Consider the following 22,356-nt stretch of genomic DNA (forward strand, 5'->3'; position numbering starts at 1 on the left):
TTGGGAACGGTACCGCCCACCCGTGATCCCCCACCCGCGGTGGTCCCGTTCCCGTGCACCGGAGGTGCTCGACCGTGCGCCAACTGTCCGTATCGCAACGCGCCCTGTCGCGCCGTGCGCTCCGCCTGGGCCGGCTGGCCGCGACCACGATGGCCGTCGCGGCGGCCGCCGGATGCATGAGCGTGGGCGCGGACGGCGGCGGAGCGAACGACCACCACTCCCCGCCGCAGCGCGGCTCGGGCGCCGCGCCCGACGGCGGCACCGAGGTCTCCGACGGCGACGGCGGCGGGGCGGGCGTCGGCGCGCGGGCGGGGCAGGCGTCGGCGACGCCGAGCGCGCCCGCCCCGCCCGCCGAGACGGCGCCGCCCTCGTCGTCGGCCCCGCCCACGCCCACCGAGGCGTCCACCCCGCCCTCGCGGTCCGCCTCGCCGTCCCGGAGCAGCGCGTCGGCGACGCCGCCCACGCAGCGGCCCGGCTCGCCCAGCGCGACGGCCTCCCCCTCGCCCACGAAGTCCTCCGCCGCGCCCTCGTCGTCCCCGCCGACCGCCGAGCCCTCGTCGTCGGCGCACGAGGGGGCGGCGACGGAAGGGGGCGGGGAACCGCGGCCGCAGGCGGGGGACCCCGCCTGACCGGGAACGCAGTGTGATCCGGGTCTCAGGGATCTGGTTTGCCTCGGGGGGTGGTGGGTGCGTATGGTGGTAGATCGTTTGATCCCATTTGCCCGGCGCCGCTGAAGACGAGCGCCCCGTGGCGCGTACTCTCCCTTGCCGTGGCTGGACCGCATTGAGGCGGTCGATTTGCTGAATTGCGAATACACGGAGTTGCGGGCGCGTGCCGAGACTCCGGAAGGTTTCGCATTTCGCATGTCCATTTCCACTGAGAACTTCGCCGACCAGGCTGTCGACCAGGCCGCTGACCAGGCCGTCGAGAACGACACCGTCGACGTCATCGAGAACGACGAGCCCACCGTCACCTTCGCCGACCTCGGTCTCCCCGAGGGCGTCGTGCGCAAGCTCGCCCAGAACGGTGTGACCACGCCGTTCCCGATCCAGGCCGCGACCATCCCGGACGCCCTGGCCGGCAAGGACATCCTCGGCCGTGGCCGCACCGGCTCCGGCAAGACGCTGTCGTTCGGCCTGCCGACGATCGCCCGCCTCGCCGGTGCCCGCAGCGAGAAGCACAAGCCGCGCGCCGTCATCCTCACCCCGACCCGTGAGCTCGCGATGCAGGTCGCGGACGCGCTGCAGCCGTACGGCGACCAGGTCGGCCTGAAGATGAAGGTCGTCTGCGGCGGTACGTCGATGGGCAACCAGATCTACGCCCTGGAGCGCGGCGTCGACATCCTCGTCGCCACCCCGGGCCGCCTGCGCGACATCATCAACCGCGGCGCCTGCTCCCTGGAGAACATCGAGGTCGCCGTCCTCGACGAGGCCGACCAGATGTCCGACCTGGGCTTCCTGCCCGAGGTCACCGAGCTGCTCGACCAGGTTCCGGCCGGCGGCCAGCGGATGCTGTTCTCCGCCACCATGGAGAACGAGATCAAGACGCTCGTCACCCGCTACCTGAACGACCCGGTCTCGCACGAGGTCGACGCCGCGCAGGGCGCCGTGACGACCATGTCGCACCACATCCTCATCGTGAAGCCCAAGGACAAGGCGCCGGTCACCGCGGCCATCGCCTCCCGCAAGGGCCGCACGATCATCTTCGTACGTACGCAGCTGGGTGCCGACCGCATCGCCGAGCAGCTCCGCGACTCCGGTGTGAAGGCGGACGCGCTGCACGGCGGCATGACGCAGGGCGCGCGTACCCGAGTCCTCGACGACTTCAAGAAGGGCTACGTCAACTCCCTCGTCGCCACCGACGTCGCCGCCCGCGGCATCCACGTCGACGACATCGACCTGGTCCTGAACGTGGACCCGGCCGGTGACCACAAGGACTACCTGCACCGCTCCGGCCGCACCGCGCGTGCGGGCCGCTCCGGCACGGTCGTCTCCCTGTCGCTGCCGCACCAGCGCCGCCAGATCTTCCGCCTCATGGAGGACGCGGGCGTCGACGCCGGCCGGCACATCATCCAGGGCGGCGCCGCCTTCGACCCGGAGGTCGCCGAGATCACCGGCGCCCGGTCCATGACCGAGGTGCAGGCCGAGTCCGCGGGCAGCTCCGCGCAGCAGGCCGAGCGCGAGGTCACCGACCTCACCAAGCAGCTGGAGCGCGCGACCCGTCGCGCCGCCGAGCTGCGCGAGGAGGCCGACCGCCTCACCGCCCGCGCCGCCCGTGAGCGCGGCGAGGACGAGGAGGGCGTGGCCGCCGCCGTCACCGCCGCGCAGGAGGCCGCCGCCGAGCAGGCCGCACAGGCCGCCGCTGCCGCCGAGGAGGCGCAGCGCAAGGAGCGCGCCGAGCGTTCCGACCGCGGTGACCGTGGCGACCGTTCGTCTTCGTACGAGCCGCGTCAGCGCCGTGACGAGCGGGGCAACTACGAGCGTCGTGACCGTCGCGACGACCGGGGTGGCGACCGTGGCGGGTTCCGCCGCGACAACGACCGCGGTGGCGACCGGGGTGGCTTCCGCCGGGACAACGACCGCGGTGGTGACCGTGGTGGGTTCCGCCGTGACGACCGTCGCGACGACCGTGGTGGCGACCGTGGCGGTTTCCGTCGCGACGACCGCGGTGGTGACCGTGGTGGGTTCCGTCGTGACGACCGTCGGGACAACGACCGGGGCGGCGACCGTGGCGGTGACCGCGGTGGGTTCCGTCGGGACAACGACCGCGGTGGCGACCGTGGCGGTGACCGCGGTGGCTTCCGTCGCGACGACCGTCGGGACAACGACCGGGGCGGCGACCGGGGTGGCTTCCGTCGGGACAACGACCGCGGTGGCTTCAACCGTGACCGCGGCTTCAACCGCGACGACCGCGGCGGCCGTTCCTTCGAGCGCCGCGACGACCACCGGGGTGGCGACCGTGGCGGCTTCCGCCGCGACGACCGTCCCTCGGGCCACCGGGGCAGCGACCGCCCGTTCAACCGCGACCGCCAGGGCGACCGCCCCTCCGGCGGGCACCGTCCCTACGGCCGCCGTGACGACCACCGTGGCGGCTCCTTCGGGCGCCGTGACGACAAGCCGCGTTGGAAGCGCAACGGCTGACACTGACGTGTGAGGGAGAAACCCGAGAGACGCTCTGCGTCTCTCGGGTTTTTCATGTCCGTGGCGCCTGAGGCGCTGTTAAGCTCCGGACGCCCTGTGCACAGGGCAGCCTTTCGAGGGGCCCCACCCCCTCCGCCATGGATGCGTGCCGAACCGGGTCACGCCATGCCCAGGAGGGGACAGTTGGGGCGTCACGCCTTACTTCGCAGGGGAGCCGTCGCGCGGACGGCCGCGGCCGTCGCCGTGCTGGCCGCGTGTGCGACGGCCGTCGTCGCGCTGGAGCCGGACGCCGAGGCCGCCGGCAGCACCGAGGCCGTCGTACCGGCCACGTTGCGGGCCACGCCACGGGCCGACCGGGTCGTGTTCGCGGGCGACTCCGGGTTTCTGCACCAGCGCGAGGGCGACGGGGTGCTGTGGACGCCGTACGCCACCCCGGACGGGTCGACGCAGGTCGGTTCGCTCACCGGCGACAGCAGCAGGTACGCGAACAACGGCTTCGCCTCGGACGTGGTGGCGAGGCCCGCAACGCTCGGCTCCACCACCACGGTGACCTTGCACGACATGCGTGACGGCAGTGAGCGGAAGCTGGTGCTGCCCGCCGGCCAGCACTACGCGGGCAGCTACGGCTCCACCGTGCTCAGCGTGACGTACAGCGGAGCGAACGTGGTGTCCTGGCACCTGCTGCGGCTGGTGAACGGCACGGTCGAGGACCGACAGGTGACCGGGTTCCCGGCGGGTTCCACACTGCGGCAGTGGGCCTCGGCGGCGAACGGGAAGGGCCTGTACACCTCCTACACCGTGGACGGTGTCACGCACGCCGCCTGGGTCGATCTGGCCGGGGCAAGAGCCACCACCGTCCTGGAGGACCAGCGGCGCAGCGGCTCCCGCTCGGCGCTGCTCGGGGACCGGCTGACCGTCTGGCACACGGACGGCTCCGTCGCCGTCTTCGACACCGCCGACTTCGCGAAGCCGGTGCGTACGTTCACCGTCCCGTACGAGACGAACGCGCGGCTGCTCGGCGCGGCCGGGGACGCGCTGCTCGTCGCCCGCTACGACGCCCCGGCCGACGGTTCGACGGTCGCCGCGGACGCCCGCGTACACCGCATCGTCGCCGTGCCCGCGGCCGGTGGCGCCGAGCGGACCCTGCTCACGCAGGCGAGCGCGGACGTCGACGTGGCGCGGGACGGCAGCGTGGTCGTCGTCGCCGGCAGTGCCCCCGAGGCCGCGACCCTCCAGCGCCTCACCGTCGTCGACGGATCGCCCCGGGCGACCGGACTGGGTGCCATCGCGCCGGTGCGCTCCCAGTCCGTGGCGCCGGCCGTCGCGAACGGGCGGCTGCTCACGGCCGACAGCATGCTCGGTACCGGCGTGACGCTCAACCGCCGTACGGTGTCCGTCACTTCGCCGCCCGCCTTCTCGGCGCCCACCGCGCAGGAGGGCGGCGCGGGGCTGAACTGGTCCGGCTGCTTCGAAGAGTTCCCGTGCCCGGACGTGCGGGCCACCGGCGACGGCCGGATGGTCGTCGAGGACACCTACACCGACCCGGCGCGGCTCGTGCCCGCCGACGGCTCACCGAGCACGGAGCTGGGCACCACCCTCCACCAGGCCCAACTGGACGACGCGTCCGGCCGGTTCGCCGTGGTGCGCGGCTGGAAGGAGGCGGAGGGCGAGCACTTCGTCCAGGTCGTCGACCTCGACAAGAACGCGCCGCTGCGCACGCTCCCCGACGGCGACTACGCGCTGTGGGGCCGCACCCTGTGGCAGAAGGGCAGCACGGCGGGCACCTTCGTCCCCATGGACGTCGTCACCGGGGCCAAGGGCACGGCCGTGAGTGTCGGCTCCGGCTGCACCAATCCGTTCGGGGTCCGGGCCGTCGGGAACTGGCTGTACTGGGACTGCGCCTCGGGCACCGCGAAGGCGGGCCTGAAGAACCTCGCCACCGGGCGGACGACCGCGCTCGGCCGTCGCGCGCGCGAGCTCGGTGACGGCTGGATCGCGTCCACCGTCGGCGACGCGGTCGTCGTGGACGACGTCACCTCCGGCACCCCGGCCGAGGTCACCCGCTTCACGCCCAAGGGCCTCAACCCGGGCAAGGAGTGGTCGGCGGACCACTACGGCGGCCCGCTCGCCTGGGTCGACGCCAAGGAGAACGTCCACGTGGTCCGGGTCTCCACGGTCGCGTCGCCGCTCGCCCAGACCGATGCGGACACCCCGGCCACCGCCGCCGTGCGGGGCGGCGCCGCTGCGTGGACGGCGCGCTGGTGGCTGTCCAAACCCGCCGCGTCCTGGAAGCTCACGCTGAAGAACAAGGCGACCGGAGCAACCGTCCGTACGCTCACCGGCGGCGAGACCCGCGGTGCGGTCTCCGCGTCCTGGAGCGGCACGACCGCGACCGGCGCGCTGGTGGCCAACGGCACGTACACCTGGACGCTGACCGCCCAGCCCGCCGACGGGCAGGGCGCCGCGCTGGTGCGCACCGGCACCACGAAGGTGTCCGGGGCGGCCGCGGTGCGCCGCGACCACGCGGGCGCGAGCGCCACCCCCGACGGCATCGGCGACCTCCTCACCCTGAACTCCGGCGGCGCCTTCACCTTCCAACAGGGCGACGGCAAGGGCGCGTTGAGCGGGAAGACCTCGGCGTCCGGGTGGGCCACCTCGGCCCTCGCCGTACCCTTCGGGGACCTGGACGGCGACCGCTGCAACGACGTGCTGGTCCGCCTCGGCAACGGCGAACTGCGCGGATACCGGCCCGGCTGCGGCGCGGCGCTCAGCACGGCCACCAAGTACACGAAGCTCGGCACCGGCTGGACCGCGTACAACGTCCTCACCTCGCCCGGCGACCTGACCGGCGACGGCCGCGCCGACCTGCTCGCCCGTAAGTCCTCCACCGGCGACATCTACGTGTTCGCCGCCAGGAGCGACGGCACGCTGGCCGCCGCGAAGAAGATCCGCTCGGCCTGGACGACGTACACCCACATCGTCGGCGCCGGAGACCTGAACGGGGACGGCATCGGCGACGTCCTCGCCCGCCGCAAGGACGGCACGCTGTTCCGCTACGACGGGGCGGGCGACGGCACGCTCAAGGACCGGGTCACGGTGTTCACCGACTGGGGGTCGACGTACAAGACGCTCGTCGGCGCCGGGGACCTCACCGGGGACGGCAAGGCGGACCTGGTGGTGCTGGACACGTCCGGGAATCTGTACCGCAACGACGGCAAGGGGAACGGTTCGTTCACGGCGCGGACGAAGATCGCGACGGGGTGGAGCGGCTACAAGGGCGTCTACTGACCCTTCTCGTACGGCAGTTGGGCCTTGATCGGCCGCATGTCGGGCCCCCGGCGAGGGAATCGCTGGGGGCATGACAAGTGATTCCAGCGGAGCCGATGTCGGCAGAGTCACTGACGCGCGGCAGCCGGCCGGGGCCGGGGCCGGGACCGGGGCGGGGGCTGGGGCTGGGGCCGCGGGTTCGGACGAGGAACGCCTCGCCCAACTCGGCTACACGCAGGTCCTCGCCCGCCGCATGTCGGCGTTCTCCAACTACGCCGTCTCCTTCACCATCATCTCGGTCCTCTCCGGCTGCCTGACCCTGTACCTGTTCGGCATGAACACCGGCGGCCCGGTCCTGATCACCTGGGGCTGGGTCGGGGTCGGCCTGATGACGCTCTTCGTGGGGCTCGCGATGGCCGAGATCTGCTCGGCGTACCCGACGTCGGCGGGGCTCTACTTCTGGGCGCACCGGCTGGCTCCGGAGCGGAGTGCGGCGGCGTGGGCGTGGTTCACGGGGTGGTTCAACGTGCTCGGTCAGGTGGCGGTGACGGCCGGCATCGACTTCGGGGCGGCGTCGTTCCTGGGCGCGTACCTGAACCTGCAGTTCGGCTTCGAGGTGACGCCGGGCCGCACGATCCTGCTGTTCGCGGGGATCCTGCTGCTGCACGGGCTGCTCAACACCTTCGGCGTACGCATCGTCGCGTTCCTCAACAGCGTCAGCGTGTGGTGGCACGTGCTGGGGGTCGCGGTGATCGTCGGCGCGCTCGCCCTCGCGCCGGACAGCCACCAGTCGGCGTCCTTCGTCTTCGGCGAGTTCGTGAACAACACGGGCTGGGGCAGCGGGCTCTACGTCGCGCTGATCGGGCTGCTGATGGCGCAGTACACCTTCACCGGCTACGACGCCTCCGCCCATATGACGGAGGAGACGCACGACGCGTCCACGGCCGGGCCCAAGGGCATCGTCCGCTCGATCTGGACGTCGTGGATCGCCGGTTTCGTGCTGCTCCTGGGCTTCACCTTCGCGATCCAGTCCTACGACGGCGCCCTGAACTCGCCCACGGGCGCGCCCCCGGCCCAGATCCTCCTGGACGCGCTGGGCGCGACGGCGGGCAAGCTGCTGCTCCTCGTCGTGATCGGCGCCCAGCTGTTCTGCGGCATGGCGTCCGTGACCGCGAACTCCCGCATGATCTACGCCTTCTCGCGCGACGGCGCCCTGCCGTTCTCCCGCGTGTGGCACACGGTGAGCGCGCGGACGCGGACCCCGGTCGCGGCGGTCTGGCTGGCGGCGGCGGGCGCCCTCGTCCTCGGCCTGCCGTACCTGATCAACGTCACGGCGTACGCGGCCGTGACCTCGATCGCCGTCATCGGCCTCTACATCGCGTACGTCATCCCGACCCTGCTGCGGCTGCGCAAGGGGGAGGCGTTCGAGCGGGGGCCGTGGCACCTGGGGCGCTGGTCGACGGTGATCGGGGTGATCGCGGTGGCCTGGGTGGTCGTCATCACGGTGCTGTTCATGCTGCCGCAGGTGTCCCCGGTCACCTGGGAGACCTTCAACTACGCCCCGGTCGCGGTCCTCGCGGTCCTCGGATTCTCGGGTACGTGGTGGTTCGTCTCGGCCCGCCACTGGTTCCTGCGCTGACGCTCACCGGTCCCTCGGCTGACGCTCCGTCGGGCGGGAGATCCCCGGTATGCCGATACCCGATCGGTCTCCCGGCCTCGTCGGGCTATGCTCAGGGGTGCGTCGGCTCAGGTCGGCGTGTGGACCCTTAGCTCAATTGGCAGAGCAGTGGACTTTTAATCCATTGGTTGTGGGTTCGAGTCCCACAGGGTCTACAGAGAAAGCCCAGCTCAGGCGACCGCCTGACTGGGCTTTCGGCATTGAAGGAGGCACTTGCGTGAGCATGCTCGCCCGTCGCTCGCCCGAGTGGCTAACGATCATGCTGAAGCGAGGGCTGCCCCGACCGGATGTTCGACCGGCCGAGGGCAGTTGATGACGCCGGGGGTACGGCGTCATCCCCTCTCCCGCCGCACCGCCTCTCAAGCTGGCGGCGAGAGCTTCACCCGCAGATGTAGGCGTACCCCTACAGATATTCGATCATGGACCGATGAACGTGGGCGCGTGCCCTCTGCCTATCCGCCGCCCGACTGGGTTCTCGCCCGACGGCGTGAGGTGGGCGAGCTCATCAGGGCAGCTCGGCTCTCGGTCCGGATGACCCAAGAGGCCCTCGCCCTCGAGGCCGGCATCGACCGGCCCTCGGTCGTACGGATCGAGGCGGGCCAGCAGTCCCCGACGCTGGACACGCTGATCCGAATTGCTGACGCGCTCGACGTCCCGCTCCGCGACCTCGTCTGATCGGGCGGCGGCACTCCTCCGCTGTCGTGCCGCCGCCGACCCCGCACTCGGGGTCCGGGGGGGGGCGGGAGATTGAAGCGGCCACCCGGCGCACGGGCACCAGGTGGCCGCACATCCCGCTGCCGAGGGATCCGCGGAGGCGCCGGTGGCGGGGGTCTATCAGTCGAACTGCGAATCGCCCGGCCGAGTCGGCCACGTTGTTCCGGGCCGGATCCCGGCCGAGTTCGTCTGTCCGGTGTAGTAGTCGTGGTGGTCTCCGCTGTGTCCCGGCGGGCGGGTGCACCGCAGTTCGGTGCCCGGCTTGCGGACGTAGCAGTAGCACGGGATCAAGACCCGCTCGCGCTTCGGTGTACCTGTCACGACTCGCCGCCGGCGAACTCGTCGAGGGTGCGAACCGAGCGGGCGAGCGCGCCTATCCGCAGGCACCCGGCGAGAGGGCTCGGGCTGAGGCCCCGCTTCAGTTCCTCGCTGGCGTCGTAGAGGGCTTTGTCGCGGGAGTACCAGGCGCGGGTGCCGTGATTGATGCGGTCGGCCTGGGCCTGGACGAGGGGAATCAGGCGGCGCAGTTCCGTGCGCAGCCTGATGTCGAGCTCGGTGCGGCGCTGGAGGTCGGGCCGGGTGCGTGGTGCGGCGGACGCTTCGTCGAGTATCCCGGGGAGGGGCTTCGACGCGGCCGTGGCTGGATCTTGTGTGGTGGGCATGGTGTCTCCGCAGAGCTATGCCGCTCGTGGTCGAGCGGTGGTCGATGCTGCGTGACACCGACGCTAGGACTCCGGATTGCACGCTCACCAGCGTGTTGCAGATCGTTGCATGAACTCACCATCACGTGGCACTTCATCGCGAAGGTGGTCTTGACCGACTGCCCCATGAGACTGGCGGTGGTGCAACGAACTGCAACTACGAGTGCAGGAGTTTGCCATGTCGCTACGGTTCATCGGGATCGACCCTCCCACCGGGGATGAAGAGAGTCCCACTGTGTGGGTGGACGAGGAGCAGAGCGAGATCGTCATCCAGGGGTGGAAACCGGGCCCGGAACTCGCAGCACAGTGTGCTGCGTTCGAGGTCCCAGGGCATGCAGTCGGCATCCCAGAGCATGAGCAAGTCGTGCGGATTCCCGCCCGGATGGCACAGATCCTGAGGGAGGCCTGCAATGCCGTCGAGCAGCGTGCCGACGTTCCCTGAACTGCTGCGCAGCGCGGTCGAGTCAGCGGTGCACTTGGAGATGCGCGACAGCTACAACGTAGACAAGGAGAAGGGGCCGTTCGCCGAGTGGAAGAAGGGGTTCCGTCACGACCCTGACGACCGCGAATCGTGGTGGCGTCCCTGGCTCGACCTGATCCAAGAGACCGTTGACCGCGGGGTCGTTGTGCGGCGAGCCCGCATCGTCTCCGAGCCAGTGAGCGAGTACATCCGATACGAGCACTCCGGCACGTTCACCAACGTGGCCGCAGGGGAGAAGGTGCGATGGCTGCCGCGCCGGAACGCCTCTGAGTTCGCCCTTCCGGGCAATGACTTCTGGCTCTTCGACGGTCGGGTGATCCGGTGGAACCACTTCACCGGAGACGGCTCCTCGGCCGGAGGGGAGATCAGCACCGATCCGGCCGCCGCCAAACTGTGTGCTGAGGCATTCGAGGCGGTCTGGGAACGAGCCATCCCCCACGAGCAGTACGAGATCCACTGATCCTCTGAGTGCGAGCAGAAACACATGCCACAGTCCCCGTCGTCGTCTGCGCAAGCTGCCCGCGAAGCTGTCGCCGCGCGGCTGCGGAACCTTCGGAAAACGGCGGGGCTGACGGTAGCTGAGCACGGGGGCCGGTGCGGCTGGAGTGGCGGGAAGACGTCCCGTATCGAGAACGCTGTCACTGCTCCGTCGGCCAGGGACATCCGTTTGTGGTGCGAAATGACCGGGGCGGCGGACCAGATCGATGGCCTCGTGACGATGTCCCTCACCGCTGAGTCGATGTACACCGAGTGGCGACAGCGTGCACGCGCCACCCTCAAGGAGGCACAGCAGTCCGTCGGCCGGCTCTTCTCCGAGTCCCGGCTGTTCCGCGTCTACTCGGCCGCTCTCGTTCCTGGGCTGCTCCAGTCCGTCGGGTACGCGACCGGCGTTCTGCACATCGTGGCGGGGATGCGCGGCCTGGAGGTCGACGACAGCCCGGAGGCAGCACGGGCACGGGTCGACCGAGCGAGAATTCTGCACGAGCAGGGGCGAAGGTTTCTGTTCGTGATCGAGGAAGCAGCGCTGTACTACCAGCTCGGCAACACCGACGCGATGGCAGCCCAGCTCGGGCACCTACTCAGCGTGGGGGCATTGCCGGGTGTCTCGCTCGGGGTCATCCCTGCGGCCACCGTCGACCGGTGCCAATGGCCACGGGAAACGTTCCACGTGTACGACGACAAGCTGGTGTCGGTCGAGTTGGTGACGGCACGGGTGCGGATCAAGCAACAGTCGGAGATCGACCAGTACGTCGAGGTGTTCGGGCAGTTGCGCAGCATGGCCGTGTACGGGGCTGACGCCCGTGCGCTCATCACGCGGGCCATCGACGCCCTCGACCAGGCCGAGGCATGACGATAGGGCCCCGCTCTCCCGGAGGAGAGCGGGGCCCTGTTCAGCGGATGAAGAGTGCGATGGCGCCGGTAACGGCGCCGCCGACGCCGGCGAGGACGCCGAGGGTGGGCAGCGGCCAGCGGCTCCTTTCCAGGATGCGGAGTCGGCTCTCGTGGTCGCCGAGCTGTTGCACGAGATCGTGCACCGGCAGCGCGTCCAACTTGCTGGACACCGACTTCACCTCGTCGTGGGTCGCCCGCACCTCCGCGTAGACCTCGGTGGGGGTGATGATGACCGAGCCGTCTGGGATCGGGGTGGACTGCGATGGGGTCATTCGATCTGTCCCCCGCCCTGGCCCTGCTTGTTGGGTACGGCCCGCGTGACGCCGAGCGCGGCGAGCAGTGCGAGCGCGGCCGTTATGCCCTCCTGCGTGGTGATCGTGCCGTCGTCGAGGGCGGCGCGGACGAAACAGTCCTTCGCCTCCAGCAGTTGCCCCTCGACAGCGAGGGACTCGACGCTCGGCTCGGCCTGGCCCAGGACATGGTGACCGGCGGAGACCAGGCGCAGACCGATGGTGTGCTCGCCCTCTCGGAAATACACGAGCCCGCGCATGTACTGCCGTACGGCGGACAGCAGCGGATCCGAGGCGTGCTGTGCAGCCCAGTCCATCCGGTCCAGGGCGATCGTCGACAGGTCGAGGAACCCCAGCTTCACGGCGACGTCGTGAGCAGTTCGGTAGGCCGACGCGAGGGCACGCCACAGTTCAGTAGACGGGCGTCGATGTACTGCGGCTGTGAGTTCGGTGATCAGGTGAGGCAGCCCCTCGGCCGCGGAGTTGAGCTGGGCCGCGCGCACGAACTGGCACAACTCGTCGGCAGCCTGCATGAGTTCAGCCGGGCCACGTGTGATGAGACCGGGATCGACTTCCAGGTCATACAGGTCAAGTGACTCCCGGATCGGGCGGATCAGTCCGGCGAGTCGGTCTTGTTGGAGCTCGGTCATGTAGGGCTGTCCAGTCAAGGCCGTGACGTCTATGCGCAGAGCCTTGGCGCACGCCGCAATGAAGTCGGGGGGTGGCCGACTTGTGCCCGCTCTCGACTTGGTGCAGATAGCTGTAGGAGTACGGAATCCGCAGCGCGAACCCGTGCTGTGTGAGTCCTGCGAGCTTGCGCTGCTCCGCGATTCGGGCTCCTGCGCGGTCGTCTCTGGGCATACTGGAACTCCGTTCCTGGCTCACCACTTGGAACGGTACTCGCGCTCCGTGGCGCTGAACCGGCGATCGCCCCCACTCCGTACTCCGTAGGAACGGGGGCGGTTGCGTGAGATCAACCGCGTGGGTTGAGTGAAGGCATGACGTCGACCCTGTACCTGTTCGCTTCGGCAGCACCACCCGTGTTCGACATCGCCAGGGTCATCGAGGACGCGCAGGCCGACGGCTGGGACGTCTGCCTCGGATTGACACCCACGGCTGCACACTGGCTCGATGACCGCCTGGAGGGTCTTGCAGCCCTCACGGGGCACCCGGTACGCAGTGAGTACAAGCTGCCCGGCGAACCCGACGTCTGGCCGAAGGCGGATGTGATCCTGTTCGCGCCGGCCACCTTCAACTCGATCAACTGCTGGGCGCTCGGGGTCACGTCGTCGTTCGTCGTGGGGGTCGTCGCCGAGGGCATCGGCAAGGGCATCCCGACCGTGGCGATGCCGTGCGTGAACGCGGCCTATGCCCAGCACAGAGCCCTTGGCCGAAGCAATACGGAACTGCGCGAGCACGGCGTCACGATGCTGTACGGGGAGGGTGGGTTCCAGCCGAACCCACCAGGGTCCGGCAAACCGAAGGCATACCCCTGGGACACCGCCCTGGGAGTGGCGAGACAGCTTCACAGGGCATGACGAAAGGGCCCGGCCTCCCGGACGCGCGCCCTCCCAGCGCCGCCACATACGCGCGGACACCGTGAAGTGGCGGTCGTCGAGAAGCTGTTGGCCGTGCACGACCAGTGCGGCGGCGGCCCACACGCCCAGTCTGAAGTGCCATCGCGCCCGCTTCCGGCCATGTCCGGCTTCTGCTCCGCGTACCGCGTGCTGAGCTCGCCCAGGAACCCGACGGTGCTCGACAGCGACTACGTCGCCTACACCCACGCAATGAACCTCGCACGCTCCGCCGTTGCACTGAATGATCGCCAGCCCGTTCCTCGGCACCCCGGCGGGTGAGGGCGAGCTTCTGGTGCGCCACCGACCAGCCGTCGGGTCCAGTCGGCGATGGTGAGCTGTCCGACCGTTTTGATCCCTGCGGCAGATCGCCAGGTGGACCGGCCCCATGTCGGCTTTGAGGATGTGGCTCAGCAAGGCGTCCTTAAGGTGTCCTTGCTGAAAGGTGTCCTTGCTGGCTGTGATCGATCCGCCCGTCACCGGGGGCGGGCAATGGGGGGATGGAACCATGGGGCGTTTTGACCGGCGAAGTCGGCGTAAGGGCATACCGGACGATCCGGCGCTGCGGGCTGCGGCCGCTGAGAATCCCGGGGGCAGCGTCGCCGAGATCGATCCGACGTATATCGACGATCCGAACGGCTACGTACCTCCCGAGGCGATCCGCGGCGCGTGGTTGGTGGACAGCAGCGGGAAGCTGACGGGTGAATACCAGCGGAATCCTCGACACGGAGTGCCACAGGACGACTTCAGTAAGCTCACTGATCCTGATCACTGGCTTGGCTGGCTCGGTGACGACCCCGCGACCGCTGTCCGGAAGGGCATCGAAGGGTCCCTGCGCGCCCAGGTGGCGGGCGCGGTGGTCGAGTGGGTCAAGATTCGTGAGACGCCGCGTTTTCTCACGAGTGGCCGCCGGCACTCCGCGGACAAGGAACTCATGCTGGTCACCCGCGCGGCACTTGCCGCGCCGTTTGCCCTGTCCGTGCGCACGACGCGGCACGGGCGTTCCGTCCTCCTGGGGGTGTTCTCCTGGGCGGCGGTGAACCTCTCACCGCCCGAGGTCCGCAAGGATCGGCACTGGTTAGACCTGGGCGTCGGGTTGGACTGGGCCGGTGAACGGCTGCAAGAGCGCATCTACGAGATTGATGGTGCGGACGGCGCCCCTTTGTGACGGGTGACGACACGCCGCTGGATGTTTTCGGTATATCAACGGGCTCGCGTGCCATTAGGGGAACAAGGCCTGCGTGAGGGCGATTTGGTGACCTTGATCGCAACCGTGCCGCTCATGATCATTCGCAGATCGACGCGCACCATGTCCTGGTCCGCGCGCCCTCACCCTCGCTCTCTCCGTCGGAACCGCCCTGGCCGGGCTGCCGTTGACGACCGCGGCGCCCGCCTGGGCGGTCAGCGGCTACACCTGCGACTCGGGCAGCGTGCCGGGTGCCTCGGCCTCGGACAACGCCTGCTTCCAGGTGTGCAACGAGACCGTCTCCTACGTCGTGCCGAAGGGCGTGACGAGCATGCGGGTCAGTCTCGACGGAGCCGGTGGCGGCGCGCACAACGGTGCCGCGGGCGGCCGGACCGTCGCCACGGTCGCCGTGACGCCCGGTGGGACGCTGAGCCTGACCGCCGGCGCTGCCGGGGTGCTGGGCGCCAAGCGGTGGAACGTCGGGGGCGGCGGTCCGGGCAGCAACGGCAGCCGGGACGGCGGCGGCAAGGGTGGCGGCAGCACCTGCCAGCGCACCACGGGTGGCCAGGACTCCGACTACGGCGGTGGCGGCGGCTCCGGCTACGTGGGCGGCCCCGGCGTCACCGACGCCACCACCAGCCATGGCAACGGCAGCGCGCGTGGGTAGCACGGCACCCTGAAGCTCTCCTTCGAGCTGCCGAGCCCGACATCCATCCCACCGGCGGCACCCGCCTCCTCGGCAGGGGAACCCCCGGCACCGACGTCACCATCCGTACGGCGGACGGCACGGAGATGTGCACGACCCGGGTCCCGGCCAACGACATCTGAAACCGACGACGGCCTCGCGTGAACCCGCGCGGGGCCGTCGCGGCTTCAACCGGAGGCGGCGGTCGTGGGGTTGTCGGCCGGGATCGCGAACACCGTCCCGGCCTGGGTGGCGAGCGCCGCGAGCGCGGCCACGGCGAAGGCCGGCAGGCCCAGGGGCGGCAGCGCGAGGGCCAGGGCGAGGAAGAAGACGGCGGGGGCGGCCAGGCCCATGATCAGTCCGTCGAGGACGGAGACGGCGGCGGTCGGGCCGTGGGTGCGGTGGGTGAAGACGGCCATCACGACGCCGAACACCGGGAACGGGGACAGCAGCCCGGCCAGGTGCGGGCCGATGGCGGGGGCGAGCGCGATGATGCCCATGACGACGCCGGTGGCGACGGTCATGCGCAGGGGAAGGTCCCAGCCGGGCGGGTTCGCTGCCTTCACGGGGTCGGCGGAGGTGCGGCCGGTGCGGCGGGTGATCGCGAATCCGGCGATCAGAGCGGCCAGGACGAGCAGGAACGTGGGGACGGCCGGCCAGTTCAGCGCGGCCAGGGCGGTGGTGGCGGCGGCGAACGCGAGGCAGCCGGTGGCGAAGGCGGCGGGTATGCCGCGGTGGGCGAGGGCCCGGTAGGCGAGGGCGAAGACGAGTTGGGAGATGGTGCCGGCGAGCATGCCGACGGCGGCGTGTCCGGCGAAGGCGTTGCCGTGGTCGGTGGCGAGGAAGAACGCGACGGGTCCGGAGGTCAGCGGGAGGGCGACGAGCCAGCCGCCGACCTGATGGCCCCAGCGGCGCCCGGCCAGGCTGGCACCACCGATCAGCAGCGGGGTGACCACGACCTTGACCGCGACGTTCTGCACGGGAAATCTCTCCTGGTTCTGGCGCGGGCCCGGCGGGTGTCCGCGTGAGGTGTGGGGTGTGGGGTTCTGGCAACGTAACAAGCCCGCTGGAGCGCGGTCCTGGCAGGTCAGGGTGCGAAGAAGGTGCTCGACAGGGCGACGCAGACGGCGGTGCCGGCGAAGACGCTGAGCAGGGCGTTGCGGCGCCACAGGTGCAGGCCGACGGTGACCGCGAGCCCGGCGAGCGGGGCGATCGCGCGCGCCTCGGTCACCGGGAGGGTGCGCAGGGTGTAGAGGCTGAGGATGACCATTACGCCGGCGGGCATGCGGGTGCTGAGGTAGTGGACGGCCTTGTTGGCGCGCAGGGGTTCCAGGGCGGTGAAGGGCAGGGCGCGCAGGGCCCAGGTGATCGCGCAGCAGACGGCGGCGACGGCGATCAGGTAGCCGGCGTCAGGCATGGGCGGGCTCCCGGCGTGCGGTGCAGTGGCGGGCCAGCAGGGCGGCGGTGAACAGGCAGAACGCGGTCAGGAGGAGCTGTCCGGGGGTGATCAGTCGGGCGATGAGCGCGGCGAGCGCGGCCAGCAGCGGGGTCGGCAGGTCGTGGCGGCGCTCCCGGATCGCATCGAGGGCAAGCACCACGAGCAGGGCGGTCATGGCGAAGTCCAGGCCGTTCACGCGCGGCGGGATCAGCGAGCCGACCAGGGCGCCGGTGAGTGAACCGGCCACGCAGTAGCCGTGGTTGAACGCCTGGAACGCCACCATGCGCGCGCTCGACCAGTCGTGGGCCTGCCCGCCGGTGGTCATGGCGTACGCCTCGTCGCTGAGCGCGAAGGTGCTGTAGAGCCGGGCCCACCGGCCGCGCACGCGGTGCAGCGGGAAGGACAGCGCGTAGAAGGCGTGCCGCCCGTTGACGAGGACGGTGGTCAGGGCGACCGTGAGCAGCGGTGTGACGGCCAGCAGCATCGGTACGAGCAGGAACTCCAGCGTGCCGGTGTACATGACGGCGGAGTACATCGGCGCCGACCACCACGGCAGTCCGGAGTGCGTGACCAGCATCCCGAAGGCGAGACCCATCGGGACCAGGCCGAGTCCGACCGAGGCGGAGTCCTTGAGCGCGGCGAGCAGGTCGGAGCGGAGCCGGTGCGGTGTGCGGGCAGGCCGCCGGGTGGGGTCGGCGGCGGCGACGGTGGCCGGGGGTATTGCCATGGATGCAATTTTAGGAAGGAATCCTTCTTATTTGGTTGCCGATTGTGGCCGTAGTCTGGTCCTGTGCGCAATGAAATGAAGCTTGATGCCATCGACCGTCAAATTTTGCTGCATCTGCGTCAGGACGGTCGGCTGACGAACGTCGAGGTCGCCAAGCGGGTGGGCCTCACGCCGCCGTCGTGCCTGCGTCGCGTGAAGCGTCTGGAGGAGGCCGGAGTCATCGCCGGCTACCGGGCCGTGATCGACCCCGAAGCCCTCGGCCGCGGCCTGGAAGTCCTCGTAGACATCGAGATATACGCCCAGGACCGTACGACCATCGAGGAGTTCGAGGCCACCCTCGCCTCCTACGACGAGGTGATCGAGCTGCGCCGCATGTACGGCAGCCCGCACTATTTCGCGCGCATCGCCATCGCGGACAACACCGCCTACGAGGCTTTCGTGATGGACAAGTTGACCGGCCACCCCGCCGTGCGCGGCCTGGAGTCCCGCCTCACCATGAAGACGGTCAAGAGCGGTTTCTGAACGCCTCGGGCCCAGAAGAGTTTGCTCATTACGCCACTGCCGACGTACTTGGTAGCTGTGTCAGACCGGCGGCCCAGGTGACCACCGCTAGGAGGTGCTCAGGGAGCAGGCCGGTGTGAGGTTCGGGCTGCACGAGCAGGATCGGCGCACCCGCTGCGGTGCGCTCGGCGGCCCACTCGTGGTCGAGCGCGGTGAAGTCGTCGTCGATCCAGGCGGCCGGGGAGTCACCGAGCAGGGCGTCGATGTGGTCGCGTTTCCAGAGGTAGCCGTTGGGGTGGCTGGTGGCGATGTTCGGCCGGGGGAGGTCGATGTACGGCAGTGGGGGCAGGCCGAGGAGTGGCCCGATCAGCGTGGTCGCGTCCTGACGCCAGCTGGCCGGGCCTGCTCGCCGCCGTCGAGGCGCTCGACGTCCGCGCCGTGTTCGCCTTTCCCGTACGCGTCGGGATCATCGGCCTGGGCGCCCTCACCGGTCATCGCAGCCGCCCGGGAGAGATGTCGATCGCCCAGCTGACCGACGCGTTCCATCTGGCCGACACCCTCGCCCAGCTCACCATCGCCACCGCCGCGCACGCCGACCGGCCGGGCACCACGCTCCTCGACGAGCCCGGCCTGCACTTCGCCGAGGTCCACCAGGCCACCGGCATGCTCGCCGCCCAGCTCGACACCGGCTGCGACCACGCCCTGGTCCGGCTTCGCGGCCACGCCTTCAGCCACGGCCGCCCGCTCCTGGAGGTCGCCCGGGACGTCCTCACCCGCCGACTGCGCCTTGATCTCGACGGGGACGCCGGGGACGCCCCGTGCTGAGCGAGAGGGACAGCCGCCCTGATCCTGGATGTCGCGCGGGGGCGGGCTGGACGAGTGGTTCGGTGTTCGGTGTTCGGCCGGTGGTGGGGCGGGGCGTCAGGCGATGCTGAAGTAGAAGGGGATGTTGGCGTAGCGGCCGTGGCCGTCGGTGGTGATGACGGTGATGGTGTCGGGGTCGTCGCCGCACCAGGAGTGCGGGTCCGTGCGGATCATGAGGGTGCTGCCGTTGGGCGTCGGCGTGGTGTTGTCGGTGCCGTCGCCGGTGGCGCCGATCGTGGCCTGGGGGACGACCTTCTGCGGGTCGACGCGGGGGTCGGTGAACGTCAGGCAGTAGGCGCCGAGCGAGGGGTTGTCGACGTTGGCGACGCCCTTGTTCTGGGAAAGGGAGCCGTCGGCTTCGACCAGCGCCGCGACCTGCGAGTGCGGCGCCCGCGCGGGGCCGGGCGTGGAGGCGACGGCGGCGGTGGCGCCGACGGCGGCGCTGGCCGCGAGGGTGGCCGCGATGACGACCTTGGCGCGGGTGGACAGGTGCTTCATGGGGTTCCTCGTCTTCTGGTGATTCCGGTGATTCCGGTGACGTGTCTGCTGGTGGGGCGTGGGGTCAGGGGATGACCACGTGGAACGGCTGGTTGGAGGCGGCGCCGTTGCGGCCGGTGATCACGCGAACCGAGTTGGCGGGGTTGGGACAGCCGCTGCCGGAACGGGTGACGTAGATTTCGCTGCCCCAGTTGGCGCGTTCCTGGAGGGTGGCCATGGGCATGGACTCGGCGACGTCGATCGTGGGGTCGACCTCGATGCAGTACTTGCCGGTGGCGACGCGCTGCACGGCCACCACGGTGGCGGTCTTCTTGGCGATCGAGCCGCTCGCGTTCACCTGGGCGGCGGCCTGGGAGTAGGGGACATCGGCGTCGGCGTGCGCGGCGCCGGCCCCGGTGAGCAGCGAGGCGGCCGCGGCGGCTGCGGTGAGGGCGACGGTCAGCGCCCTGGAGCGCGGCATGGAGAGCGGCGTGGAAAACGGCATGGGAGCTCCTTGGTGGAGTAGGGGGTGGCAAGGCCGGCGTCGGGTCCCGGGGGATCGTGAGCGCGGCCGAAGCGATCTTGGTGAGTCGGTCACTCGCTGCGCCCCTCCCAGGTCAAGCGCCGGTTGACCGGTGTGGCTGGATTGCGGCGCTATGGGGTGCGGTTTCCGGCTTCCTGTCTGGGGGCGCGGCGGCGGGCTTTTGTCCGGGAATCGTTCGCCCATGTGCCGGAACGCGTACGTGTTACGGTCGTTACATGGCAAAGGAAACGGCGGCGGAGGCGGTGGCCGGGCTCGACCGCTTTCTGCTGATCACGACGAGCACCGCGGGGGCGCCGGAGGCGACCCGGGTGCGGGTGTGGCGGAAGCTGCGGTCCCTCGGGGCCTTGTACCTGCAGAACTCCGTGTGTCTGCTGCCGGATCTGCCCGTGGTGCGACGTCAGGTGCAGCGGCTGCTCGTATCCGTACGCAAGGACGGCGGGACCGGTCGTACGCTCACCGTCGTCCTCGGCGAGGAGGGTGAACTCGCCGAGGTGGTCGGGGAGTTCAATGCCGCGCGGGACCAGGAGTACGGCGAGGTCGTCGAGCGGGCGCCGCAGCTCCTCGCCGAGCTGGAGCGGGAGACCGCGCGGGGCCGGGCGACGTATGCCGAGGTCGAGGAGTCGGAGGCGGACCTCGAACGGTTCGACAAGTGGCTGACGAAGATCGCCGCCCGTGACTACTTCGCCGCGCCGGGCGGTGCGGCCGCCCGCGAGGCCGTCGAGCGCTGCCGCGCCGCGCTCGCCGACTTCGAGGACGCCGCCCTCGCCGCCGAGACCGCGGGCCCCGCCGCTCCTGCCGCCTCCGCTGCCGCCGCCGGGTCCGACGCGGTGCGACGGCCACGGCCGCGTCCCGTCGACTGATTCATCGAGAGCGAGGCCCCGACATGTGGTGGGAGATTCTGATCGGTGCCGCGGCCGGTCTGCTGGTGGCCTGGCTCGCGCTGCTGGCCGCCCTGATCCTCGTACGTCCCAAGGGAGCCCTGTTCGGTGAGGCCGTGCGGCTGCTGCCCGACCTGTTGCGGCTGCTCAAGCGGCTGGCCGGGGACCGGGGGCTGCCGCGCGGGGTCCGGGTCCGGCTCGCGCTGCTCATGGTCTATCTGGCCAGCCCCATCGACCTGATCCCCGACTTCCTGCCGGTCATCGGGTACGCGGACGACGCGATCGTCGTCGCCTTCGTCCTGCGGGGCGTCGTACGCCGGGCGGGCATCGACGCCGTGCGCGCGCACTGGACCGGCACCGACGACGGTTTCGCCGCGCTCGCCCGGCTCGCGGGGCTGGAGCGGGCCGGCCGCTGATTCGCCCCTGCCGGTTCACGGGCCCGGCCCCGCCGGTTCGCGGCTCAGAGGGTTCGGCGGCGGGCCTGTTCGGCCCCTTCGCGGCCAGGCGCCCGTCAGTCCCCCTGGGACCAGGCCGCGCACGGCAGTGAGAGGTAGATGCCGAAGTCGTCGAGGCCGGTCGTGGTGTGGAGGGAGGCGTGCAGGGTGTCCACGCGGTCTTGGCGGTTGGCCTGTCGGGTGGGGGTCCACTTCGACTTGATCTCGATGACCACGGGGAGGCCGCAGCGGTCCAGGGGGCTCTGCGGGCGGAAGCGGATCTCGACGTCGCCGGGTTGGAGGTCGCCGTCGTACGGCTCCTCGGGGCATTCGACGGCCAGGGACACCAAGTGGGGGAGTACGGAGCGGAGTTCGCGCAGTTGGGGTTCGGGGACCGAGGGGGCGTAGGTCACTTCGACGAGAGGCATTCACGGCACGTTACCGGGGGCTTCTAGCATGGCCCGATGGATGTCTCACGGCTTCCCGCGGAGGCGCGGCAGCGGCGTAGTGCGGAGGTGCGGGCGTTTCTGCGTTCGCGGCGGGCGAGGGTCACGCCGGAGGACGTGGGGATGGCGGCCGGGAAGGGGCGGCGTACGCCGGGGCTGCGGCGCGAGGAGGTCGCCGTGCTCGCCGGGGTCGGGGTGTCCTGGTACACGTGGCTGGAGCAGGGGCGGGACATCAATGTGTCGCCGGAGGTGCTGGACGCCGTCGGGCGGGTGCTGCGGCTGGACGCGGCCGAGCGTGAACACCTGTACCTGTTGGCCGGGTTGAATCCGCCGCGGGCCGTGCCCGTGGACCGGGGCGGCGGAGCGTCGGCCGGGGTGCGGCGGGTCGTCGACGGGTGGATGCCGCGGCCCGCGTACGTCATCGACCGGCACTGGGAGTTCGTCGCGGCCAATCACGCCGCGCGGCTGGTGTTCGGGTACGGGGAGCTGGATCACAGCTGTCTCGTGAGTTTCTTTACGAGTGCCAGGTTCCAGGCCTCGTTGGTGGGGTGGGAGGACGCGGCGCGGCAGATCGTCGGGCAGTTCCGCGCGGACGCGGCGCGGTACCCCGACGACGAGGAGTTCGGGCGGATCGCGGACGACATGTGCGCCGCGAGCCCGGCCTTCGCCACCGTCTGGGCGGAGCATCCCGTGGGCTCCGCGAGCGAGGGCGTGAAGTCGCTGGTCCATCCCGAGGCCGGCGAGTTGTCGTTCGAGTACGTGACGTTGCCGGTGCCCGATCTGCCGGGCGCGCGGCTGCTGTTGTACAGCCCGTCGGAGGGGACGGGGACCGGGGCGCGGGTGGAGGAGCTGGTGAGAGGGCGCTGTTCCGGGCCGGTGGTCGGCTCCGCGCTGAACGGGTAGCCACGTCACGCCGAGCCCTGGTGGGTGGTGGTGGCA

24 protein-coding genes, 1 tRNA gene and 2 pseudogenes are annotated in these 22,356 nt (G+C 70.6%); 17 read left to right on the forward strand and 10 right to left on the reverse strand.

Annotated elements, in window-relative coordinates:
- Positions 1–74: 74 nt before the first annotated feature.
- The 6 genes from RBJ65_RS14395 (at position 75) to RBJ65_RS14420 (ending at position 8,760) form a co-directional block, all read left to right on the forward strand.
- Positions 75–629: a hypothetical protein gene (locus RBJ65_RS14395; protein ID WP_306332136.1), complete on the forward strand. Its 555-nt coding sequence runs from the start codon at positions 75–77 to the stop codon at positions 627–629.
- 234 nt (positions 630–863) lie between these two features.
- A complete protein-coding gene (locus tag RBJ65_RS14400; protein ID WP_306323733.1) occupies positions 864–3,140 on the forward strand; it encodes a DEAD/DEAH box helicase in 2,277 nt (758 codons plus the stop codon).
- Positions 3,141–3,383: 243 nt separating this feature from the next.
- On the forward strand, positions 3,384–6,428 hold the full coding sequence (locus tag RBJ65_RS14405) for an FG-GAP-like repeat-containing protein (protein ID WP_306332137.1): 3,045 nt from the start codon (positions 3,384–3,386) through the stop codon (positions 6,426–6,428).
- Between the two features lie 70 nt (positions 6,429–6,498).
- Positions 6,499–8,046 (forward strand): amino acid permease, encoded by a 1,548-nt coding sequence (locus RBJ65_RS14410; protein WP_306323731.1) that lies wholly within the window; start codon positions 6,499–6,501, stop codon positions 8,044–8,046.
- A 121-nt stretch (positions 8,047–8,167) separates the two neighbouring features.
- A tRNA-Lys gene (locus tag RBJ65_RS14415) sits at positions 8,168–8,240 on the forward strand.
- 286 nt (positions 8,241–8,526) lie between these two features.
- A complete protein-coding gene (locus tag RBJ65_RS14420; RefSeq protein ID WP_306323730.1) occupies positions 8,527–8,760 on the forward strand; it encodes a helix-turn-helix transcriptional regulator in 234 nt (77 codons plus the stop codon).
- A 356-nt stretch (positions 8,761–9,116) separates the two neighbouring features.
- Here RBJ65_RS14420 and RBJ65_RS14425 read toward each other — a convergent pair whose 3' ends face one another.
- Positions 9,117–9,461 carry a DUF6415 family natural product biosynthesis protein gene (locus tag RBJ65_RS14425; RefSeq protein WP_306323729.1) on the reverse strand — a complete coding sequence of 115 codons (345 nt, stop codon included), beginning with the start codon at positions 9,459–9,461 and terminating at the stop codon, positions 9,117–9,119.
- Positions 9,462–9,678: 217 nt separating this feature from the next.
- On the opposite strand from RBJ65_RS14425, the gene RBJ65_RS14430 reads away from it, so the two are divergent.
- Genes RBJ65_RS14430 through RBJ65_RS14440 form a run of 3 tightly spaced genes read left to right on the forward strand, consistent with a single transcriptional unit; the run spans position 9,679 to position 11,332 of the window.
- The gene (locus RBJ65_RS14430; RefSeq protein ID WP_306323728.1) at positions 9,679–9,942 is read left to right on the forward strand and encodes a hypothetical protein; all 264 of its coding nucleotides are present in this window, start codon (positions 9,679–9,681) and stop codon (positions 9,940–9,942) included.
- Positions 9,911–10,441, forward strand: coding sequence for a DUF6879 family protein (locus RBJ65_RS14435; protein WP_306323727.1), 531 nt, complete (start codon positions 9,911–9,913; stop codon positions 10,439–10,441). The genes RBJ65_RS14430 and RBJ65_RS14435 overlap by 32 nt, the downstream gene beginning before the upstream one ends.
- 24 nt (positions 10,442–10,465) lie before the next feature.
- Positions 10,466–11,332: a helix-turn-helix transcriptional regulator gene (locus RBJ65_RS14440; protein ID WP_306323726.1), complete on the forward strand. Its 867-nt coding sequence runs from the start codon at positions 10,466–10,468 to the stop codon at positions 11,330–11,332.
- A 40-nt stretch (positions 11,333–11,372) separates the two neighbouring features.
- On the opposite strand, the gene RBJ65_RS14445 is transcribed toward RBJ65_RS14440, so the two are convergent.
- Positions 11,373–11,645, reverse strand: a complete 273-nt coding sequence (locus RBJ65_RS14445) for a hypothetical protein (protein WP_306323725.1) — start codon at positions 11,643–11,645, stop codon at positions 11,373–11,375.
- A 152-nt stretch (positions 11,646–11,797) separates the two neighbouring features.
- Positions 11,798–12,524: pseudogene (locus RBJ65_RS14450) on the reverse strand (helix-turn-helix domain-containing protein); the annotation flags it as partial.
- Between the two features lie 137 nt (positions 12,525–12,661).
- Between RBJ65_RS14450 and RBJ65_RS14455 the strand changes: the two are divergent.
- The 3 genes from RBJ65_RS14455 to RBJ65_RS14465 all read left to right on the forward strand — a co-directional run bounded on the left by RBJ65_RS14455 (position 12,662) and on the right by RBJ65_RS14465 (position 15,090).
- Positions 12,662–13,201 (forward strand): flavoprotein, encoded by a 540-nt coding sequence (locus tag RBJ65_RS14455; protein ID WP_306323724.1) that lies wholly within the window; start codon positions 12,662–12,664, stop codon positions 13,199–13,201.
- 496 nt (positions 13,202–13,697) lie between these two features.
- On the forward strand, positions 13,698–14,405 hold the full coding sequence (locus RBJ65_RS14460; protein ID WP_306323723.1) for a hypothetical protein: 708 nt from the start codon (positions 13,698–13,700) through the stop codon (positions 14,403–14,405).
- 205 nt (positions 14,406–14,610) lie between these two features.
- Complete coding sequence (locus RBJ65_RS14465) at positions 14,611–15,090, forward strand: hypothetical protein (RefSeq protein WP_306323722.1); 480 nt, start codon at positions 14,611–14,613, stop codon at positions 15,088–15,090.
- Positions 15,091–15,296: 206 nt separating this feature from the next.
- On the opposite strand, the gene RBJ65_RS14470 is transcribed toward RBJ65_RS14465, so the two are convergent.
- The 3 genes from RBJ65_RS14470 to RBJ65_RS14480 form a co-directional block, all read right to left on the reverse strand.
- Positions 15,297–16,088, reverse strand: coding sequence for a hypothetical protein (locus tag RBJ65_RS14470; RefSeq protein WP_306323721.1), 792 nt, complete (start codon positions 16,086–16,088; stop codon positions 15,297–15,299).
- A 107-nt stretch (positions 16,089–16,195) separates the two neighbouring features.
- On the reverse strand, positions 16,196–16,525 hold the full coding sequence (locus tag RBJ65_RS14475) for a branched-chain amino acid transporter permease (protein WP_306323720.1): 330 nt from the start codon (positions 16,523–16,525) through the stop codon (positions 16,196–16,198).
- Complete coding sequence (locus RBJ65_RS14480) at positions 16,518–17,273, reverse strand: AzlC family ABC transporter permease (RefSeq protein ID WP_306323719.1); 756 nt, start codon at positions 17,271–17,273, stop codon at positions 16,518–16,520. Before RBJ65_RS14480 ends, RBJ65_RS14475 begins: the two co-directional genes overlap by 8 nt.
- Before the next feature lie 75 nt (positions 17,274–17,348).
- Here RBJ65_RS14480 and RBJ65_RS14485 point away from each other — a divergent pair, with 75 nt between their 5' ends.
- Positions 17,349–17,795: an Lrp/AsnC family transcriptional regulator gene (locus RBJ65_RS14485; RefSeq protein ID WP_306323739.1), complete on the forward strand. Its 447-nt coding sequence runs from the start codon at positions 17,349–17,351 to the stop codon at positions 17,793–17,795.
- A gap of 28 nt (positions 17,796–17,823) precedes the next feature.
- Here RBJ65_RS14485 and RBJ65_RS14490 read toward each other — a convergent pair.
- Positions 17,824–18,168, reverse strand: a pseudogene (locus RBJ65_RS14490) (hypothetical protein); the annotation flags it as partial.
- Between RBJ65_RS14490 and RBJ65_RS14495 the strand changes: the two are divergent.
- Positions 18,132–18,599 (forward strand): ANTAR domain-containing protein, encoded by a 468-nt coding sequence (locus tag RBJ65_RS14495; RefSeq protein WP_306323718.1) that lies wholly within the window; start codon positions 18,132–18,134, stop codon positions 18,597–18,599. The pseudogene RBJ65_RS14490 and the gene RBJ65_RS14495 overlap by 37 nt on opposite strands.
- 96 nt (positions 18,600–18,695) lie before the next feature.
- Here the strand turns inward: RBJ65_RS14495 and RBJ65_RS14500 are convergent, their stop codons facing one another.
- Together RBJ65_RS14500 and RBJ65_RS14505 are read right to left on the reverse strand one after the other, a co-directional pair.
- Positions 18,696–19,136 (reverse strand): hypothetical protein, encoded by a 441-nt coding sequence (locus RBJ65_RS14500; RefSeq protein WP_306323717.1) that lies wholly within the window; start codon positions 19,134–19,136, stop codon positions 18,696–18,698.
- A 64-nt stretch (positions 19,137–19,200) separates the two neighbouring features.
- Positions 19,201–19,620, reverse strand: coding sequence for a hypothetical protein (locus tag RBJ65_RS14505; RefSeq protein WP_306323716.1), 420 nt, complete (start codon positions 19,618–19,620; stop codon positions 19,201–19,203).
- A gap of 254 nt (positions 19,621–19,874) precedes the next feature.
- On the opposite strand from RBJ65_RS14505, the gene RBJ65_RS14510 reads away from it, so the two are divergent.
- The gene (locus RBJ65_RS14510; protein ID WP_306323715.1) at positions 19,875–20,519 is read left to right on the forward strand and encodes a Chromate resistance protein ChrB; all 645 of its coding nucleotides are present in this window, start codon (positions 19,875–19,877) and stop codon (positions 20,517–20,519) included.
- A 23-nt stretch (positions 20,520–20,542) separates the two neighbouring features.
- On the forward strand, positions 20,543–20,953 hold the full coding sequence (locus RBJ65_RS14515; RefSeq protein WP_306323714.1) for a YkvA family protein: 411 nt from the start codon (positions 20,543–20,545) through the stop codon (positions 20,951–20,953).
- A 95-nt stretch (positions 20,954–21,048) separates the two neighbouring features.
- Here RBJ65_RS14515 and RBJ65_RS14520 read toward each other — a convergent pair whose 3' ends face one another.
- Entirely contained in the window at positions 21,049–21,399 is a 351-nt protein-coding gene (locus RBJ65_RS14520; protein ID WP_306323713.1) for a hypothetical protein, read from the reverse strand.
- A gap of 36 nt (positions 21,400–21,435) precedes the next feature.
- Here RBJ65_RS14520 and RBJ65_RS14525 point away from each other — a divergent pair, with 36 nt between their 5' ends.
- The gene (locus RBJ65_RS14525; protein WP_306323712.1) at positions 21,436–22,320 is read left to right on the forward strand and encodes a helix-turn-helix transcriptional regulator; all 885 of its coding nucleotides are present in this window, start codon (positions 21,436–21,438) and stop codon (positions 22,318–22,320) included.
- The last annotated feature ends 36 nt before the right edge of the window (positions 22,321–22,356 follow it).

Origin of the sequence: Streptomyces sp. KL109B (assembly GCF_030766935.1) — a bacterium.
In the GTDB taxonomy this organism is placed as follows: Bacteria; Actinomycetota; Actinomycetes; order Streptomycetales; family Streptomycetaceae; genus Streptomyces.

Excerpts from the sequence above, each read along its gene's own strand:
- RBJ65_RS14520 (WP_306323713.1), bottom strand. The coding sequence starts at position 21,399 with ATGCCTCTCGTCGAAGTGACCTACGCCCCCTCGGTCCCCGAACCCCAA.
- RBJ65_RS14430 (WP_306323728.1), top strand. The coding sequence starts at position 9,679 with ATGTCGCTACGGTTCATCGGGATCGACCCTCCCACCGGGGATGAAGAG.
- RBJ65_RS14510 (WP_306323715.1), top strand. The coding sequence starts at position 19,875 with ATGGCAAAGGAAACGGCGGCGGAGGCGGTGGCCGGGCTCGACCGCTTT.
- RBJ65_RS14515 (WP_306323714.1), top strand. The coding sequence starts at position 20,543 with ATGTGGTGGGAGATTCTGATCGGTGCCGCGGCCGGTCTGCTGGTGGCC.
- RBJ65_RS14425 (WP_306323729.1), bottom strand. The coding sequence starts at position 9,461 with ATGCCCACCACACAAGATCCAGCCACGGCCGCGTCGAAGCCCCTCCCC.
- RBJ65_RS14400 (WP_306323733.1), top strand. The coding sequence starts at position 864 with ATGTCCATTTCCACTGAGAACTTCGCCGACCAGGCTGTCGACCAGGCC.
- RBJ65_RS14445 (WP_306323725.1), bottom strand. The coding sequence starts at position 11,645 with ATGACCCCATCGCAGTCCACCCCGATCCCAGACGGCTCGGTCATCATC.
- RBJ65_RS14500 (WP_306323717.1), bottom strand. The coding sequence starts at position 19,136 with ATGAAGCACCTGTCCACCCGCGCCAAGGTCGTCATCGCGGCCACCCTC.
- RBJ65_RS14435 (WP_306323727.1), top strand. The coding sequence starts at position 9,911 with ATGCCGTCGAGCAGCGTGCCGACGTTCCCTGAACTGCTGCGCAGCGCG.
- RBJ65_RS14410 (WP_306323731.1), top strand. The coding sequence starts at position 6,499 with ATGACAAGTGATTCCAGCGGAGCCGATGTCGGCAGAGTCACTGACGCG.
- RBJ65_RS14525 (WP_306323712.1), top strand. The coding sequence starts at position 21,436 with ATGGATGTCTCACGGCTTCCCGCGGAGGCGCGGCAGCGGCGTAGTGCG.
- RBJ65_RS14480 (WP_306323719.1), bottom strand. The coding sequence starts at position 17,273 with ATGGCAATACCCCCGGCCACCGTCGCCGCCGCCGACCCCACCCGGCGG.
- RBJ65_RS14440 (WP_306323726.1), top strand. The coding sequence starts at position 10,466 with ATGCCACAGTCCCCGTCGTCGTCTGCGCAAGCTGCCCGCGAAGCTGTC.
- RBJ65_RS14455 (WP_306323724.1), top strand. The coding sequence starts at position 12,662 with ATGACGTCGACCCTGTACCTGTTCGCTTCGGCAGCACCACCCGTGTTC.
- RBJ65_RS14485 (WP_306323739.1), top strand. The coding sequence starts at position 17,349 with ATGAAGCTTGATGCCATCGACCGTCAAATTTTGCTGCATCTGCGTCAG.
- RBJ65_RS14505 (WP_306323716.1), bottom strand. The coding sequence starts at position 19,620 with ATGCCGTTTTCCACGCCGCTCTCCATGCCGCGCTCCAGGGCGCTGACC.
- RBJ65_RS14475 (WP_306323720.1), bottom strand. The coding sequence starts at position 16,525 with ATGCCTGACGCCGGCTACCTGATCGCCGTCGCCGCCGTCTGCTGCGCG.